Source organism: Acidimicrobiia bacterium (assembly GCA_009694375.1).
Taxonomy (GTDB): Bacteria; Actinomycetota; Acidimicrobiia; order Acidimicrobiales; family VFJN01; genus VFJN01.
In genome coordinates this window covers 68,501-85,478 of sequence record SHVB01000006.1, presented here as the reverse complement: position 1 = coordinate 85,478, position 16,978 = coordinate 68,501, and the positions used below count along the sequence as shown (strand labels likewise).

Sequence of the window (16,978 nt, the reverse complement as noted above, 5' to 3'; positions counted from 1 at the left end):
CCCTCAGCCCGCAGGCTGATCAGGCAGCAGGAGGATCTGTTTCGTCGTCGGTGGATTTCAGGCCCTTTTTGAACTCACTCTGGGCTTGACCCAGCGAACGAGCGAGACCGGGGAGCTTTGAGCCCCCGAAGAGCACCAAAATAACGACCAAGAGGATGATGAGTTCCGGTCCCTGAGGCACCCTTTCAGCGTACCAGATCAGGTAATGTACGCAATGGTTGGAGCCCACCGCGCGAGGCTGGCTCGATGGTTCTGTGTGTGATGAACGTGAGCGAGGGCCGAGATCTCACGGTCATCGCCGCCCTGCGCGACGCCGCCGGGGCCGCCCTGCTCGACATCCACACCGACCCCCACCACCACCGCTCGGTACTCACCATCGCTGATGAAGAGGCCACCCGGGCGGTGGCGGCGACCGCCGTAACCCTCATCGACTTACGTCACCACCACGGGGTGCACCCGCGGCTGGGCGTGGTTGATGTGGTTCCGTTCGTAGCCCTTGAGCCGAGCGACGCCCCCGCGGCCACACGGGCGCGCCACGACTTCGCCAACTGGTTCGCCAGCACCGAGCAGATCCCCTGCTTCCTCTACGGACCGAACCGCTCCCTGCCCGAGGTGCGACGGGGCGCCTTCGAGACCCTCGCACCCGACTTCGGTCCGCCTCACCCGCACCTCCGAGCGGGGGCCACCGCAGTGGGAGTTCGGGGGGTGCTGGTGGCCTACAACGTGTGGATCGACCGAGACGTGGCCACCGCCGCTGCCGTGGCCAAGACGATCCGGGGTCCCAGGATTCGCGCCTTGGGCCTGGCCGTCGGAGCCGGCGTGCAGGTATCGATGAATCTGATCGACCCCACGGTGCTCGGACCCGCCGAGGCCTACGACCTCGTGGTCGAACGGGCGGCCCAGGCCGGCGCCAATGTGGTGGGAGCCGAACTCGTCGGCCTCCTCCCGGGGTCGGTCCTGCGCGCTGTGCCCATTGCTCGATGGGCCGAACTCGATCTCAGCGAAGAGCAAACAATCGAGGCACGCTGGAGAAGCCGCCCCGGCTGACCTGCCGAAATCAGGCGGTGGAGGCGTCCCTGGCGCGGGCCCGGTCACGGCGCAGACGACGGCGCTCCCGCTCGCTCATCCCCCCCCAGATACCAAACTTCTCACCGTTCACGAGCGCACACTCAAGACAGTCCTCGCGCACAACACAGCCGCGGCAGACCTCTTTCGCCTCTCGGGTGGATGCGCCGCGCTCGGGAAAGAAGAGATCAGGGTCGACGCCAAGGCAGTTGGCGTAGTCCTGCCAGGACCGATCCTCGGGCTCGACTGAATTGGGCAGAAGCACGGTTCCTCCTTGGAGACGGGCATCATCCGGTCGGCGGATACCACATCTGTAGTTACAACAGTGTGATCTTGGTCGATCCGGTGGAAATGCGCAAGGGAAAGTCCGGAAAATATGGGATCGGGGTTGATCCGCCCCCGCTGAACCGCCATCAACACGCCACCGCGCCCGCCCCGTTCGGACCGGGAAACAACGCCACGAGGATTAGGCGGGTCGGCGGTCCCGGCCCGTGCGCATGGCCCGTTTCTGCTCGATGAAATCGACCAGGACGTAATCGCCGAGCGTCTCGGGCGTAGTGAAGAACGCCCGGCCACGGTTCATTTTCGTGAGTTTCTCGATGAAGGTCTGCAGGTACGGCGTGGCGTCCAACATGAAGGTGTTAATGCGGATGTTGTCTTTGGTGCAGCGCGCCACCTCGCGCAAGGTGGCATCGATCGTCTCCTGCACCGGCGGGTAACTAAAGAAGGGCTGAGCCATGCCCGTCTCGAAGTGGGCGGTGGGCTCACCATCAGTCACCATGATGATCTGCTTGGTGCCGATCTGACGGGACAACAGCTGGCGGCTCAACTGGAACCCGTGCTGCATGTTCGTGCCGTAGACAAAATCCCAAGACACCTCGGGTAACTGCTCGGGAGCGATGATGCGGGCCACCTCGCTGAAGCCAACGATCCCGAGATAGTCGCGGGGGAACTGCATCGAGATCAACGAGTGCAACGCCATCGCCACCTTCTTGGCGGCCAGAAAATTATCCCGCATGGGCATCGACAGCGACAGATCCAGCATCAGCACCGTGGAACTGCGCACGGTCTGCTCCGTCTGCTCAATCTCGAAGTCCGCCGGCGTGAGACGAACCGGCGTGCCGCCACCGCTGCGCCGCACCGCGTTGCGCACCGTGCGCTCGATGTGCAGATTGAAGGGATCACCAAACTCGTAGGGCTTCGTGTCGTAGGTGCGCTCATGACCGATCCCACGGTGTTCCACTTCGTGACGCCCGAGTTTGTCGCGCGCCATCTTCGAAAACAGGTCCGACAGGGCGTTGCGCCCAATCTTGCGGAGACCCTTCGGCGTGAGTTCCAGTTTGCCCTCTTTGTTATTGATCAAACCCGCCTGCTCGAGTTGCTCCGCCAGACGGGCCAACTGCTCCAGGCTGCGAGCGGCATCATCGCCCAGAAGATCGCGGGCCCGGTCGATGTCGACCTCGGCAAGAGCGCCAGGCGAGGAGGCCCCCCGCATCATCTGCTCCAGTTGGTCCAAATCCCCTAGTTCGTTGAGGACCTGGGCCGCCTCGGCGAACCCCAGGGGATCCTGACCGGAGAAATCGTATTTACGTTCCCAACCCATCTCGGGGAACAAGGAACGGAGATGCCCGCCGAGCTGATCCATCTGCCAGCGGAGGTCCATGTCTTCCATGAGGGAATCCGACAGGCCCTGGAGCTGCGCTCGCTGCTCGGGCGACATCGAGTTCATCATCGACTGCATGGCGGCCATGCGCTGGGCCATCAGTTCCAGCAACTCGTCGAGCGTTTCGGGATGTTCGGGGAAGAAGTCGGCGTAGCGCTGCATGAACTGCTCGAAGGACGGCTGCGTATCGGCCCCCGACTCCCGCAAGGCCAGCAGGTCGTTCAGATCGTTCAGCATGTCCTTCATGCGCTGGAGGGCCTCAGGGGTCATCTCCTGCATGGCCCCGGACATTTGGTTGAAGTAACTCTGAGCCATCTCCTGACGCAGCTGATCCATCAACTCATCGAACTTCTCCCGCGCCTCACTGGAGGTGAACTCGTATTCCTGAAGCTGCGCCACCATGCCGGAGAGGTCGGGGGGCAACAGGTCGAGTTGGAGGTTCCGCTCCTCCACCACCTGATCGGTGATCTCCTGCCGGCGCTCATCGCCGCTGTCGCGGGCCTCGCGCGCCAACTCATCGAGGCCCTCGCGCTCCATATCCAGCACCTCCCGCAGCGACTCGGCGATCTCCTCGTACACACCCCCGAGGTCGTACTGCTCGAGCTGATCGCGTCGCTTGCGGCGGAGGCGCTCCATGAGATCGCGCATGCCGAGGACCTGCTCGTCGTTCCGGTCGCGGAAGCCCTGCTGCATCATCCGGCGCAGGGCGGCGTGCAAATCGCCGTGGTAGAGCAGGTCATCGGTGATCTCCTCGAGCACCGCATCGGCATCGAGATCGAAGCCCACTTGCGAGCCATCCCACTTCGAGTACCGGAATCTCGGCGCACCAGACATGCCGACACCGTACCGGGGAAGAATCTCCGAGGGACTCCGGTTGCAGAGATCATGCGGGTGGAGATCTGGAGCGATGTGGTGTGCCCCTGGTGCTATGTGGGGGCCCGGCGGTTCGACCGGGCGGTGAGCGAGACCGGCGTGGCCGTGGAGGTGCTCTACCGCTCCTTTGAGCTCGACCCCACCGTGCCCACCGGCGGCGATAGCCCGCTACTGGAGGAATATTTGGCCGAAAAGTACGGGGATAGCTCACGGGTGGAAGCGGCCCACGCCCGACTGAGCGAAGCCGGACTCGAGCTCGGCATCGACTTTGCCTGGCGAGGAATGCGTCGAGCCAACACGTTCGATGCCCATCGACTCTTGGCCTGGGCGTTGCACGGCGAAGGAGCCGATGCCCAACGCGCCCTCAAGGGTGCCTTGCTGCGGGCCTATTTTACCGACGGAGTGGACGTGGCCGACCCCAGCGCCCTGTCCGAGGTGGCGGCGGCGGCGGGTCTCGACCGGGGCGGTGCCAGCACCCTCCTCGCCTCGAGTGAGGAAGCCAACTTCGTACGCGCCGAGCGCGCCCACGCCCGCGCCAATGGCATCAACGCCGTACCCACCTTCGTGGTGGAGGGCGAATGGACCCTCCAGGGCGCCCACGACACCACGGCATGGGTCAAGGCCCTCACCCACCTCGCCGCGAAACTAGCCAACCGCCCTTAGCGTCGCCGCGGGCTCTGGCCCGAACATGGGAGGCTGCCGACCATGACGATGAACTGGCCGGAGGGGTTCATCTGGGGGACCGCCGCATCGGCCACCCAGGCCGAGGGCGCGGTGGCGGGCAGCGACTGGTACGCCTGGGAGGAGCAGGGCCGGGTCCCTCGATCCGGCGACGGCAACGGCTTCGCCACCCGCCATGGCGAGGACTTCGCCCTCTACGCCGAGCACGGCCTCACTCACCACCGCCTCTCCCTCGAATGGGCCCGGCTCGAACCCACCCAGGGCCACCACGACGAGGCCGAGGTGGAGCGCTACCGAACGATGCTGCAAGCCGGGCGCGACAGCGGCATCTCGATCTGGGCCTGCCTCCATCACTTCGTGCTGCCCGGGTGGTTCGCCGACGACCTCAACGGCTTCCGCGACGACAAGCAGGGCCGCCTCGTGTGGAGCCGCCACGTGGACTGGGTGGCCGAGACCTTCGGCGATCTCGTGAGCGGGTGGAAACCCATCAACGAACCCACCTTCTATGCCCTTGGTTCCCACCTGATGGGCGTGCTTCCCCCCGGTCATAGCGACACCCGGGAGGCCGCTGGCGTCCTCGCCACCATCCACCAGGCCGGGGCCGACGCCGCCCGCCTCCTGCGCACCCCGACCACCCCGGTGGCCAGCGTGCAAAGCCTCATCCCAATCTTCACCGCCGAAGACACCGCCGATGCCGCCGCCGCCGTAGCCCGCCTTGACGATCTCTGGTGGGGCTCCTGGGCTGATGAAACCCAACTCGATGCCTACGACTACCTCGGCTTCTCCTTCTACTCCGCCATCGGGGTGAAAGGCGACGGCTCCGTAGGGCCCTGGCCGGTGAATGGGCGGCCGGGCCCGCAGGGGTATGTCCCCTGGGCGGAGGGCTTCGCCCATGTGCTCGAACGGCTCGGAAGCGACCACGCGGGCCGGCCCCTGCTGGTGGCCGAGGCGGGGATCGGAACCGCCGATGACCGGGAACGCCACGACTACGTCGAGGACGTGTTGGGCATCGTGCACAACGCCATCACCGGAGGGATCGACGTGCAGGGTCTGTTCTGGTGGACCGGCGTGGACAACTACGAGTGGCACCAGGGCTACGACCTGCGCTTCGGCCTCTTCGACCGCGACCGCAACCCCTCCCCCGCCGCCGATCTTGCCCGGCGGGCCGCCCTCGGCTGAAGGAGGCTAGGCCCGGGCCCGATAGGTGGAGCGGGCGCCGATGCTTTCTTTGTTCAAGCGCTTGCTGAGATGCAGACCCTCAAGCAGCAACTCCACCGCGCTGGCCACGCTGGCCCCCGAGGAATCCCCCTCGGTGAGTTCGGCCACCGCCTCCCGCATCGCCGGTTGCGCCTCGAGCAGGGCCGCGTACTCGGCGCTGGTCACATCCTCGCCGGCGTGGATGATGGCGCCCTCTTCGAAAGCGGCGACGATGGGTCGGAATCGCTCCGGGGAGAACCGATCCTTGAATACCGTGAGTACGGCCGCCTTCACGAGATTCTCGGCAATGAGACCGTCGCGTCCCTCTTCCAGCGACTCGATCTCGATCTTTCCCATCATCGACGCGGGCAGGGCTTCGAGATCGCTCACCCTCGGGGCCACATCGGCCTCACCGTGGCGCAGGGCCCTACGAGTGGCGTTGGCCACCATCACCTCGTGGTTGGTGATCGTAAAACGAACCGATACCCCCGAGCGCTGATTGATGTGGGGGCTCGAGCGAGCCAGGTGCGACAGCGTGGCCACGATTTCGGTCATGTAGGCCGGCACGACCACCCGCACCCCGTCTACCTCAAACGGTGGCGCTTCCTGCAACGCGATCTCCACCTCGGTGGAAACCTCCAGCGGGTAGTGGGTGCGGATCTGCGAGCCGAAGCGGTCCTTCAGGGGCGTGATGATCCGCCCGCGATTGGTGTAGTCCTCCGGGTTGGCCGACGCGAACAACACCAGATCGAGCGGAAGGCTGATCTTGTACCCCCGCACCTGGATGTCCCGCTCCTCCAACACGTTGAGTAGACCCACCTGGATGCGCTCGGCGAGATCGGGAAGTTCGTTGATGGCGAAAATGCCGCGATTGGTGCGCGGCACCATGCCGTAATGCAGGGTGAGTTCATCGGACAAGTAGCGACCCTCGGCCACCTTGATGGGATCGACCTCGCCAATGAGATCGGCGATCGAGGTATCCGGCGTGGCTAGTTTCTCGCCGTAGCGCTTGGAACGGTGGACCCATTCGATCGGCGCATCATCACCGTGGTCCCCCACCAGTTCACGAGCATGACGAGACACCGGCGCGTACGGATCATCGTTGATCTCCGAGCCCGCCACGATCGGCATCCACTCGTCCAGAAGCCCGGTGAGGGCACGAATCATTCGTGTCTTGGCTTGACCCCGTTCGCCGAGAAAAATCACGTCATGGCCGGCCAGCAACGCGTTCTCGAGTTGCGGGAGGACCGTATCCTCATAGCCGAGCACCACGGGGAACAGGGCCTCACCCGCCTGAATCTTGGCGATGGCGTTGCGGCGAAGCTCATCTTTTACCGGGACTGAGCTCCAACCCGACGCGCGGAGTTGGCCCAAGGTGGCGGGGGATGGATGGTCGGAAGGCGACGTCATAAGGGCCAACCTATCGTCGCCGTCCCCGACCCGTTCCGCGACAGCGGCACTGCACGGGTGGGACCACTACGGTGACGCTCCCATGGAGCTCACCGGGACCTGGCGCGCCGCTGTTGCCAATGAAGAGCTCCGCCGCCGTTGGCAGGAGGATTCCTTCGACGACCACGGATGGGAAGCGGTGGAGGTCCCCGGCCACTGGCGCTCGGTGGCGGCCTTCGCCAACACCGATGGCCCGCTCTTGTACCGCCACGGTTTCTCCGTGATGGGCCCGGCGGCGAGCCGGCGGGCCTGGTTGACCTTCGAAGGCCTCTTTTACCAAGGCGACGTCTGGCTCGACGGCGCCTACCTCGGAGACACCGAGGGGTACTTCGCCCCCCACAGTTTCGAGGTAACCGATGCTCTCCGAGCCCGGGGCGAGCATCAACTGGCGGTGGAGGTCACCTGCGCCCGGCCCACCAATCGCACCGCCAAACAGAACATCACCGGGGTGTTCCAGCATTGGGATTGCCTCGACCCCGACTGGAATCCGGGTGGACTCTGGCGCCCCGTCCGCATCACCGAAACCGGCCCAGTTCGCATCACGCGCCTGAGTGTTGTGTGCCAAGAAGCCAACCCCGATCGCGCCGTCGTATCACTGCGCGCCACCCTCGATAGCGACGACGCGCGCACCGTGACGCTGCGCAGCACCCTCGGCCAGCTCGACCACGCCGTGACACAACCCTTAGCGGCGGGAGCCAACGAGGTGGAGTGGACCCTCACCGTGGAGCACCCCGCGCTCTGGTGGCCCCACGCCCTTGGCGACCCAACGCTGCACGACCTGCATGTGCAGATAGACCTCGACCGCCGCGAAGGTGGTGGCGTTTCCGACGAACGCCGCCTTCGCACCGGCCTGCGCCAGGTGCGCCTCAAAGACTGGATCGCGTCGGTCAACGGCGAGCGCCTCTTCCTCAAAGGCTCTAATCACGGGCCCACCCGTATGGCCCTCGGCGAAGCCACCCCCGCCGAGTTGGCCAACGACGTGGCCCTCGCCACCGGCGCCGGTCTCGACTTCCTGCGCGTCCACGCCCACATCACCCGACCCGAGTTTTACGTCGCCGCCGACGAGGCCGGCCTGCTCCTCTGGCAGGACTTCCCCCTCCAGTGGGGCTACGGGCGGGGTATCCGAAAGCAGGCCGTGCGGCAAGTGGCCCAGGCGGTAGACCTCCTCGGCCACCACCCGTCGATCGCGCTGTGGTGTGGACACAACGAGCCGATGGCCATTGAAAACGAATCGTCAATGTGGGGCCAACCCAAGGCGCTGACAAAGATGGCGATCCGAGCCTTGGCGGCCCAGACCCTCCCGAGTTGGAACAAGACTGTGCTCGACCACTCCGTGAAACAGGCCTTCGAACGGGCCGACTCCACTCGCCCGGTCATCGCCCACTCCGGGGTTCTCCCCCATCCACCCCAATTCGACGGCACCGACAGCCACCTCTATTTCGGGTGGTATCACGGCCACGAACGCGACCTCCCCGCCTTCCTGCGGGTCATGCCCCGCCTCGGCCGGTTCGTCACCGAGTTCGGGGCCCAAGCCGTACCCACCAACGCGGCGTTCTGCGAACCCGAGCGCTGGCCCGATCTGCCCTGGGAACGGCTCGGCCACACCCATGCCTTGCAGAAAGCCCTCTTCGATCGGTTCGTGCCGCCCGGGAACTACGCCACCTTCGAGGAATGGAAAATGGCGACGCAGACCTACCAAGCCGTGGTGGTTCGGCGGCAAATCGAAGCGCTGCGCCGGATCAAATATCAACCCACCGGCGGTTTCGCCCAGTTCTGCTTCGCCGATGGCCACCCCGCCGTTAGCTGGTCCGTGCTCGGCGAAGACCGACAACCCAAGTTGGCCTACGAAGCCCTGCGGCTGGCCTGTCAGCCGATCATCGTGGTGGCCGACCGACTCCCCGAGGTCCTCCGGCCCGGCGATGTGCTGAACCTCGACGTCCATGTCGTGAGTGACCGCCGACATATCGTGACCGACGTCGAGGTCACCGCCACCCTCTCCTGGCCCGAGGGGGATTCCCGCCCATGGCGCTGGGTCGGAGACATCCCCGCCGATCGCTGCCAACGAGTGGGCACGGTGCGCGCCACGGTCCCCGATGCCCCCGGCGCTGTGACCCTGGAAATCGCCATGGTCGGCGGCGGCGAGCGGGCCGACAACTACTACGAGGCCATCATCGTCCCAACCTGATTCGACCCGCTCCGGTTGAATTGAACCCGAGCCGAGGCGATAGGTTCGGATCTAGGAAGACATCGATGACGCCATCGGAGGCAGATCGAGCAATGGCGACGACCATGGAACGGCCCGAAATCCCGCCGATCAACCCCAAGCGGGGCGGCACAGCCCCCTGGCCCGTAACGTTCTATCGCTCCGCGGTGGGCAAGAAGTGGGTGATGGCCGTCACCGGGATCATGGTCATGGGGTTCGTGTTCTTCCACGCCATCGGAAACCTCAAGGTGTACTTGGGGGCCGAGGCTCTCAACCACTACGCCGAGTTTCTCCAGCAACTCCTGGTACCCATTCTGCCGCCCACGATCGCGCTGTGGATCATGCGCGGTGGCCTGCTGGTGGCCATCGGGTTCCACATCCACTCCGCCTACGGCCTCACCCGGATGAACCATCGGGCCAACGGTTCGGGCTACGAGCAACGCCGCCACTACCAGGCCGCCAACGCCGCCAGTCGCTCCATGCGCTGGACCGGCATCGTGGTGGCGCTGTTCATCCTGTTCCACCTCGCCGACCTCACCTTCGGTGTGGTGAACCCTGGTTTCGTGACCGGAGATGTGTACCGGAACCTGGTGGCATCCCTCAGCCGCCCGCCGGTGGCAGTGATCTACATCGTCGCCAACATCGGCCTCGGCATCCATCTCTTCCACGGCTCGTGGTCCATGTTCCAAAGCCTGGGGCTCAACAATCCCCGCTGGAACTCGTGGCGCAGAGGATTCGCCATCGGCTTCGCTGGATTGGTGATGGTGATCAACGTCAGTTTCCCGATCGCCGTGCTCACCGGCGTGGTGAGCGCCAACAACAACCCGGATTGCGTCACCGAGGGCAGCGTGATCGTGGACTGTACCCAGTACGAGAACCAGGAGGCCACCCCATGATTGGATCCCTCAACTCCAACGTGCCCCCGGGCTCCATGGGCGACAAGTGGACCCAGCACAAGTTCGACATGAAGCTGGTGGCCCCCGGCAACCGCCGCCGCTTCGATGTGATCGTGATCGGCTCCGGACTCGCCGGGGCCAGCGCCGCCGCCACCCTCGGCGAGCAGGGTTACAACGTCAAGGTCTTCACGTACCACGACACCCCGCGCCGGGCGCACTCCATTGCCGCCCAGGGTGGCATCAACGCCGCCAAGAACTACAAGAGCGACGGCGACTCCGTGCACCGCCTGTTCTACGACACGGTGAAGGGCGGCGACTTCCGCTCCCGTGAGGCCAACGTGCACCGACTCGCCGAGGTGTCCGTCGACATCATTGATCAGTCGGTGGCCCAAGGGGTGCCCTTCGCTCGGGAGTACGGCGGACTACTGGAGAATCGTTCCTTCGGCGGTGCCCAGGTGTCGCGGACGTTCTACGCCCGCGGGCAAACCGGCCAACAACTGCTGCTCGGGGCGTACCAGCAGATGATGAACCAGGTGCACGCCGGTTCGATCCAACTCCACACCCGCTCCGAGATGCTCGACCTGGTGGTGAAAGACGGCGTGGCCTGCGGGGTCATCGTGCGAGACCTCGTAACGGGCGATGTCACCCGGCACAGTGCCCATGCCGTGCTGCTATGCACCGGCGGCTACGGCAACGTGTTCTTCCTCTCCACCAACGCCAAGTACTCCAATGCTTCCGCCACCTGGCGGGCCCACCGGCGCGGGGCCTTGTTCGCCAACCCGTGCTTCACCCAGATCCACCCCACCTGCATCCCGGCCTCCGACGAGTTTCAGTCCAAGCTCACCTTGATGTCGGAGTCGCTCCGCAACGACGGACGCATCTGGGTGCCGACCGATCCCAACGAAACCCGCTCCCCGGAGTTGATCCCCGAGGACGAGCGCGACTATTTCCTGGAGCGCAAGTACCCGAGTTTCGGCAACCTCGTGCCCCGCGACGTTGCCTCGCGCAACGCCAAGACCATGGTGGACGAAGGCAAGGGCGTGGGACCGCTGAAAAACGGGGTCTACCTCGACTTCGCCGAGGCCCGTGATCGGATCGGGGCCGCCACGGTCTACGAGCGTTACAGCAACCTGTTCGACATGTACCAACGCATCACCGACGAAGACCCGATGCAGGTGCCGATGCGCATCTACCCCGCCGTGCACTACACGATGGGGGGCCTGTGGGTGGACTACCACCTCATGTCCAACGTGCCGGGCCTGTTTGTACTCGGGGAAGCCAACTTCTCCGACCATGGCGCCAACCGGCTCGGTGCCTCCGCCCTGATGCAAGGCCTAGCCGACGGCTACTTCGTGATCAGCTACACGCTCGCCAACTACCTCGCCGACCATCTCGGCAGCCAACCGGTCCCGCTAAATGACCCCGTGTTCAACGAGGCACAGCAATCCGTCGACGATCGGGTGAAACGATTGCTTTCCATCGGCGGCACCAAGTCGGTGGACCACTACCACCGGGAACTCGGCAAGATCATGTGGACCTACTGCGGTATGGCCCGCGACAAAGCGGGTCTGGAAACGGCCCTGAGGGAGCTTCCCGCCCTGCGGGAAGACTTCTGGCTGAACCTGCGGGTGCTCGGCGATGGCCCCATGAACCAGAGCCTTGAGCGAGCCGGCCGAGTGGCCGACTTGCTCGAACTCGGGGAGTTGATGGTGCAAGATGCCCTCAATCGGGAGGAGTCCTGCGGGGGGCATTTCCGGGAGGAGAGCCAGACCCCGGAGGGTGAGGCACTCCGTCGTGACGACGACTACTCCTACGTGGCGGCCTGGGAATGGGGCGGAGAGGGTGCCGCTCCCATACTCCAAAAAGAACCGCTCACCTTCGATTCCGTCCACCTGAGCCAGCGCTCCTACAAGTAAAGACAGCGACCACCTCATGCATGTGACACTCCACGTTTGGCGCCAGGCCGGCCCCACTACCTCGGGCACCATGGAGACCTACGATGCCCCCGACATCTCCGAGGAGATGTCCTTCCTGGAAATGCTCGATGTCGTGAATGAGCGCCTCAACGCGCAGGGCCGGGAACCCATCGCGTTCGAGCACGACTGCCGCGAAGGCATCTGCGGGAGTTGCGGGATGATGATCAACGGGCAGGCCCACGGCCCCCAGCGCGGCACCGCCACCTGCCAACTCCACATGCGAAAGTTCGAAGACGGAGCCGAGATTTTTATCGAGCCCTGGCGGGCTGCCGCGTTCCCGGTGCTGAAAGACCTCATCGTGAACCGCTCCGCCTTCGACAAGATCGTGGAGTCCGGCGGCTACATCACCGCCCCCACCGGGGCCGCTCCTGATGCCAACCTCACCCTCATTCCCAAAGAGGTGGCCGATGCGGCCATGGACGCAGCCGCCTGCATCGGCTGTGGGGCCTGTGTGGCGGCCTGCCCGAACAGTGCCGGACAACTCTTCACCGCCGCCAAGATCAACCACCTGAACCTTCTCCCGCAGGGCCAGGCCGAGCGCTATACCCGGGTGCAGAACATGGTGGACACCATGGAGGAGTTCTTCGGCTCCTGCACCAACCACGGCGAGTGCCAAGAGGCCTGTCCGAAGGAGATTTCGATCGACTTCATCGCCTACATGAACCGCGACTACGTGAAGGCCCAACTAAAGAACCGCAAACTCCTCAGCCAGGACTAGCGGTCCCGGCGGGCCTTGATGACCTCGACCACGATGGGCAGGCAGGACAGCGCCACCACCGCCAGGATGGCCAGTTCCAGGTTTTTCTCGATCACCGCCACCTGACCGAGGTAGTAGCCCAGCATCGTGACGCCGAAGGCCCAGACCGTGCCCCCGATGAGGTTCCAGCGGACGAAGGTGCGGTAGTCCATGCCGCTCACCCCCGCGGTGATCGGCGTGAAGGTTCGCACTACCGGGACGAAGCGGGCCAACACGATCGAGCGCGGCCCGTGCTTGTCGAAGAACACCTGGGCCTTGTCCACGTTGGCCTGTTTGAACAAACGCGAGTCCGGGCGATTGAACACCGCCGGGCCCACCCGCCGCCCGAACATAAAGCCCACCTGATCACCCACCACGGCGGCGATCCAGATGCCCGCCAGCAGCGGGATGAGTGGGAGGTGCAGGCTCTGGTCCACAGTGGCCGGGCCCGAGGCGAAGAATCCGGCCGTGAACAGCAGGGCATCGCCAGGCAGGAAGAACCCCACGAGCAAACCACTCTCGGCGAAGACAATCAGGAAGATCCCGATGAGGCCCACCGACTCGATCAATTTGGCGCCGTCGAGGAAGTCGGGGAGCAAGGCAAGCACTAAAGGCGAATCTGGCATAACGAGAACCTAGTGATCGCGCCCACCGCCGTCAGATCATCAGTGGCTACGGTCAGACCGTGGTTCAGGCGCTGCTTCGATGGTCCCGGGCGGACGCGCCCGATGCGAGCGAGGCGCTCCTAGGCGATTCCGAGCGATCGCGCCTGGCCGCTTTTGCTCGTCCACAGGACCGAGCGCGCTTCCGCGCTGCGCACGTGCTGGTACGGGTGACGGTGGCGGAAGCTACCGGGGTCGCTCCATCATCGGTGACTCTGGTGCAGCACTGCGAGCAGTGCGGCGAGGCCCACGGCCGCCCTCGCGTGCTCGTGGAGGGCGATCCGGGCCCCGAGGTGAGCCTGTCGCACGCTGCTGACGCCGTGCTGGCGGCCGTCAGCGACGTACCGCTAGGAGTGGATCTCGAACCCTGGGGCGGGGTGCGGGCGGGTGTGGAGCGTCTCGCACTGTCCGCCGGCGAGCAGGCCCTGCTGGCCGCCCGACCCGCCGCCGAACGCCCCGACGCCCTCGTCCGCTGGTGGGTACGCAAAGAGGCCGTTCTAAAGGCCGCCGGGGTGGGCCTGCGGATCGACCCGCACCAAGTGGTGGTGAGCGCCCCGTGGGAACCCGCCCAACTTCTCCACGGCCCTACCGGGCTGGCCGACTTCACCATCATCGACCTCCAGGGAATACCCGGCTACGGCGCCGCACTGGCCATCGGGGCCCCTGGGCCCCCCACCCTCCCGGTGACCATGACCGACCTGAGCCAGATCAGCTGAGCGACCTCAGGGGGCGTCGAGAGGCGGGGGTTGGTTCCACTCGGTCCAGCCCACCCCGGTGCGTCCATCACTCGCCTCGAAGCGACACAGGGCCCTGGGAAAGCGGGCATGGCGCGGCCCGGTGCCGTCGTCATCGATCAGATGAACCGGACTGAACGCCACGGGCTCCACCGCCAGATCGAGTTCGCCACAGGTGAGATGGGCGGCGGTGGGGAACCCGTGGGGCCCCAGTTCCTCCTCCGCCGTGCAGGATTGGATCTGCACCGGCCGGCCACCAGGAGCCTGCACATAGCCGGGGGCAAAACTCTCCAGGCCCGGGATTCGCAACCGAGTGGTGTGGAAACGAGTGCCGTCGTCCAAACCCCCCGCCGTCCACATCCAACCGGCGCTCCACCAATCGCGCACCCCCCAGGAGTGATCCCGCTGCCCGATGCCATCGAAGTCGATCACCTCGTCGCCCACCAAGATTTCGCCGTGCACGTTGCAGGGCACCTCGTAGCGGGTGGTGCCGATCCACGGGTACACACCGCCGTCGGTCTCCCACTCAAGATCGAATCCGAAGGGCACCCGATCGCCGCGCAGATCGCCGTACACATCAGCGGGATCATCCACGGCCACTGCGAACGCCTCGCAGCCGAGGCTCATGTGATCAAAGGGCGTCTCCACGGTGTGGTCGGCCCACAGACCATCGGTTCGGATCTCCAGTGACCCCGCCTTGGGTATTGGCACCTCATGGTCGATCACGGTGACGAGAGGACGTCCCTCCCCCACCAGACACGCCCAGTACCATGCCACCCCCAGGTTGGGATACACCCCGAGGCGCACATAGCCCCCCAGCGTCCCTTCCCGGTTGGTGAAATCGAAGTACCAGGACTCACCCCACAGGCGTGGCAGCCCCGGCGCGTGGGCCTTTTCGTCGGCCGTCGTCAGCACGATGGGGCTAGACATGGCGGTCATGGATTCTCCGGATAGAGCTCATAGTAGGCCTCGTCCTCGGGCACGCCGGCATTGTCGCCTTCCATCGCCGACATCACCTCATAGATCGGCCCCGGCAGGTCTCGGGGCACGCTCCAGTCGAGTTGATCAGCCACGCCGGCTTCCTCGGCGAAGGGCCGCAGGAACGTGAAATACACATAGGCGCCAGCCCGGATCTTCTCATCCCTGGTCATGGCGGCGATGTTGCGGTAGTGCTGTCTCTGCGCTCGGCGCACGGCGGCCACAATGCCCTCATGCTCCTCGACCGGGACCGCTCGTAGTTCACCCGGAGCCAGGCCATCAGTGGTGTAAAGCCCGAAGGCCACCAGCGCGTCGAGGTAGTCCTCCGGCGTGTGATTGGAGGTCCCGAAGTCGGTGAAGGTGCTCTCAACGTCGTTGAGCACCAACGCCGCCGTGAGGTGGTGATACGGCAGGTCTTGGGCCACCTCCGACCACGGAAAGTCACCGTGGCCGAGGCGGTAGAAATCGCGCACGACCAAGCTGTGGCCAGGAGCACCCGCCACCGGGTACGGCCCGGTGTCGCCGTAGCCTGCCCGCGTGTCGAAGTACATCAGGAACAGGTAGTTGACGAGGGTGGCATTGAATCGCTTCACCCCGGCGCGCTGATCGTCGTCCGACAGCGGTGTCGCTCCTTGGATCAGCGTCGCCACGGTGGCGCCGGGGTAGATGAGCGAAGAGCCCGAGTCCCATGCCTGACGGGTGCCATCACCCCGGTAGGCCAACGCGGCCCGCTCCCAGAAATCGAGCACGTAGGCGGTATCCTCCGGCCGATCCGCCGCCGGGTCGATCATGGCCAGAATCTTGCGACCCAACAGGAAAAAGTTGGCGATCGACCAGAGGTAGCAGGGGTCGACCTGGCAGCCAGGACGGCGGGCCCGGCGGCCGATCTCCTCGGCGGGCATGGCGGCGTCGATGGTGCGCATCATCTCCGGGTAGCGAAGGAACGCTTCGGCGCACGCCACCACGATGTAAGCGGTCACCGGGATCAGGGCGCTCTCGAGCGAGGTGCGCTCGGTGGTGAGGACCCGTGAGATCGGCGCGTGGTACCCGATGAGACGATTGGCCTCACCTACGGCATCGGCGAGGTCAGCCACGAACAACCGCCTCGGCCCCGGAACAATCGAGTTCCACCTCACCGCCATAATCCGGTTCGGGGGCGGTAAAGGCACAACCCATGACGCAGGGCACCTGGAACTCCCGGCTCACGATGCCGATGTGGCTTCGCACCGTGCCACTGGTGCAGATGATGGCCGTCAATTCATGGTAGATCGGCGCCAGGAAGGTGGCCCCGGCATCTCGCACGACCGCCACCACCCCCTCGGCTCCGCTATCCATCAGCGCCAACACGTCATCCGGCGAGTTCATCGGCATGAACCGACCCCGCACCGGCGCATGGTCGAATACCTTGGCTCCTCGTCCGATCTCGTCCACCGGGCGAACCTAGTGCCCGGCGCAGACGGGGGGTGGCGGCGATAACGTCGCCGATCTTGGCTGCCTTCCTCACCCCCGCCTGGATCAACGACCTCGACGCCGCCGCCCGCACCCTGGCGCTGCCCACCGACCTGCGCCTCGTGGTGCAACAGGTCGTGCGCGACGACGAGGTGGAGGTGGCCTACGTGATTGAGATTGCCGATGGGCACGGTCGGGTGCGGCTCGGCCGGGTGGAGCACCCCGATGTCTCCTTCACCCAGGACCGCCCCACCGCCGCCGCCATCGCCCAGGGCACACTGTCAGCGCAGGCGGCGTTTATGGATGGTCGAGTGCAGCTCGGTGGCGACCTCCGCAGCGTGCTCAACCACGTCAGCGACCTCGCCATGATCGGCGATGCCTTCGCGACGGTGCGCGCCGCCACCACCTGGTGAAGG

The 16,978-nt window shown here is 65.4% G+C and carries 17 protein-coding genes; 9 read left to right on the top strand and 8 right to left on the bottom strand.

Features of this window, described 5'->3' with window-relative positions:
• Positions 1 to 19 precede the first annotated feature (19 nt).
• Positions 20 to 202 (bottom strand): twin-arginine translocase TatA/TatE family subunit, encoded by a 183-nt coding sequence (gene tatA / locus EXQ71_05880; protein MSO87033.1) that lies wholly within the window; start codon positions 200 to 202, stop codon positions 20 to 22.
• Between the two features lie 44 nt (positions 203 to 246).
• Between tatA and EXQ71_05875 the strand changes: the two genes are divergently transcribed.
• Entirely contained in the window at positions 247 to 1,047 is an 801-nt protein-coding gene (locus EXQ71_05875; protein ID MSO87032.1) for a glutamate formiminotransferase, read from the top strand.
• 10 nt (positions 1,048 to 1,057) lie between these two features.
• On the opposite strand, the gene EXQ71_05870 is transcribed toward EXQ71_05875, so the two are convergent.
• Together EXQ71_05870 and EXQ71_05865 are read right to left on the bottom strand one after the other, a co-directional pair.
• Positions 1,058 to 1,441 (bottom strand): WhiB family transcriptional regulator, encoded by a 384-nt coding sequence (locus EXQ71_05870; protein ID MSO87031.1) that lies wholly within the window; start codon positions 1,439 to 1,441, stop codon positions 1,058 to 1,060.
• A gap of 90 nt (positions 1,442 to 1,531) precedes the next feature.
• Positions 1,532 to 3,562, bottom strand: coding sequence for a hypothetical protein (locus tag EXQ71_05865; GenBank protein MSO87030.1), 2,031 nt, complete (start codon positions 3,560 to 3,562; stop codon positions 1,532 to 1,534).
• A 51-nt stretch (positions 3,563 to 3,613) separates the two neighbouring features.
• Between EXQ71_05865 and EXQ71_05860 the strand changes: the two genes are divergently transcribed.
• Both EXQ71_05860 and EXQ71_05855 read left to right on the top strand, forming a co-directional pair.
• Positions 3,614 to 4,264 carry a DsbA family oxidoreductase gene (locus EXQ71_05860; protein ID MSO87029.1) on the top strand — a complete coding sequence of 217 codons (651 nt, stop codon included), beginning with the start codon at positions 3,614 to 3,616 and terminating at the stop codon, positions 4,262 to 4,264.
• A gap of 42 nt (positions 4,265 to 4,306) precedes the next feature.
• A complete protein-coding gene (locus EXQ71_05855; GenBank protein MSO87028.1) occupies positions 4,307 to 5,461 on the top strand; it encodes a glycoside hydrolase family 1 protein in 1,155 nt (384 codons plus the stop codon).
• Positions 5,462 to 5,467: 6 nt separating this feature from the next.
• Here the strand turns inward: EXQ71_05855 and EXQ71_05850 are convergent, their stop codons facing one another.
• Positions 5,468 to 6,889 (bottom strand): magnesium chelatase, encoded by a 1,422-nt coding sequence (locus EXQ71_05850; GenBank protein MSO87027.1) that lies wholly within the window; start codon positions 6,887 to 6,889, stop codon positions 5,468 to 5,470.
• On the opposite strand from EXQ71_05850, the gene EXQ71_05845 reads away from it, so the two are divergent.
• The 4 genes from EXQ71_05845 to EXQ71_05830 are packed head-to-tail and all read left to right on the top strand — an operon-like array spanning position 6,786 to position 12,721.
• Complete coding sequence (locus tag EXQ71_05845) at positions 6,786 to 9,113, top strand: hypothetical protein (GenBank protein ID MSO87026.1); 2,328 nt, start codon at positions 6,786 to 6,788, stop codon at positions 9,111 to 9,113. The genes EXQ71_05850 and EXQ71_05845 overlap by 104 nt on opposite strands.
• Positions 8,951 to 10,027, top strand: coding sequence for a succinate dehydrogenase cytochrome b subunit (locus EXQ71_05840; GenBank protein ID MSO87025.1), 1,077 nt, complete (start codon positions 8,951 to 8,953; stop codon positions 10,025 to 10,027). Before EXQ71_05845 ends, EXQ71_05840 begins: the two co-directional genes overlap by 163 nt.
• Positions 10,024 to 11,943 carry a fumarate reductase/succinate dehydrogenase flavoprotein subunit gene (locus tag EXQ71_05835; GenBank protein MSO87024.1) on the top strand — a complete coding sequence of 640 codons (1,920 nt, stop codon included), beginning with the start codon at positions 10,024 to 10,026 and terminating at the stop codon, positions 11,941 to 11,943. The genes EXQ71_05840 and EXQ71_05835 overlap by 4 nt, the downstream gene beginning before the upstream one ends.
• Before the next feature lie 16 nt (positions 11,944 to 11,959).
• Positions 11,960 to 12,721, top strand: a complete 762-nt coding sequence (locus EXQ71_05830; GenBank protein ID MSO87023.1) for a succinate dehydrogenase/fumarate reductase iron-sulfur subunit — start codon at positions 11,960 to 11,962, stop codon at positions 12,719 to 12,721.
• Here EXQ71_05830 and EXQ71_05825 read toward each other — a convergent pair.
• The gene (locus EXQ71_05825; GenBank protein ID MSO87022.1) at positions 12,718 to 13,365 is read right to left on the bottom strand and encodes a DedA family protein; all 648 of its coding nucleotides are present in this window, start codon (positions 13,363 to 13,365) and stop codon (positions 12,718 to 12,720) included. The genes EXQ71_05830 and EXQ71_05825 overlap by 4 nt on opposite strands.
• Positions 13,366 to 13,400: 35 nt before the next feature.
• Between EXQ71_05825 and EXQ71_05820 the strand changes: the two genes are divergently transcribed.
• Positions 13,401 to 14,117, top strand: coding sequence for a 4'-phosphopantetheinyl transferase superfamily protein (locus EXQ71_05820; protein ID MSO87021.1), 717 nt, complete (start codon positions 13,401 to 13,403; stop codon positions 14,115 to 14,117).
• Between the two features lie 6 nt (positions 14,118 to 14,123).
• On the opposite strand, the gene EXQ71_05815 is transcribed toward EXQ71_05820, so the two are convergent.
• Genes EXQ71_05815 through EXQ71_05805 form a run of 3 tightly spaced genes read right to left on the bottom strand, consistent with a single transcriptional unit; the run spans position 14,124 to position 16,544 of the window.
• Positions 14,124 to 15,074 (bottom strand): hypothetical protein, encoded by a 951-nt coding sequence (locus EXQ71_05815; GenBank protein ID MSO87020.1) that lies wholly within the window; start codon positions 15,072 to 15,074, stop codon positions 14,124 to 14,126.
• The gene (locus EXQ71_05810; protein ID MSO87019.1) at positions 15,071 to 16,207 is read right to left on the bottom strand and encodes a hypothetical protein; all 1,137 of its coding nucleotides are present in this window, start codon (positions 16,205 to 16,207) and stop codon (positions 15,071 to 15,073) included. The genes EXQ71_05815 and EXQ71_05810 overlap by 4 nt, the downstream gene beginning before the upstream one ends.
• Complete coding sequence (locus EXQ71_05805) at positions 16,200 to 16,544, bottom strand: hypothetical protein (protein MSO87018.1); 345 nt, start codon at positions 16,542 to 16,544, stop codon at positions 16,200 to 16,202. Before EXQ71_05805 ends, EXQ71_05810 begins: the two co-directional genes overlap by 8 nt.
• Here EXQ71_05805 and EXQ71_05800 point away from each other — a divergent pair.
• Positions 16,514 to 16,975 carry a hypothetical protein gene (locus EXQ71_05800; protein ID MSO87017.1) on the top strand — a complete coding sequence of 154 codons (462 nt, stop codon included), beginning with the start codon at positions 16,514 to 16,516 and terminating at the stop codon, positions 16,973 to 16,975. The genes EXQ71_05805 and EXQ71_05800 overlap by 31 nt on opposite strands.
• The last annotated feature ends 3 nt before the right edge of the window (positions 16,976 to 16,978 follow it).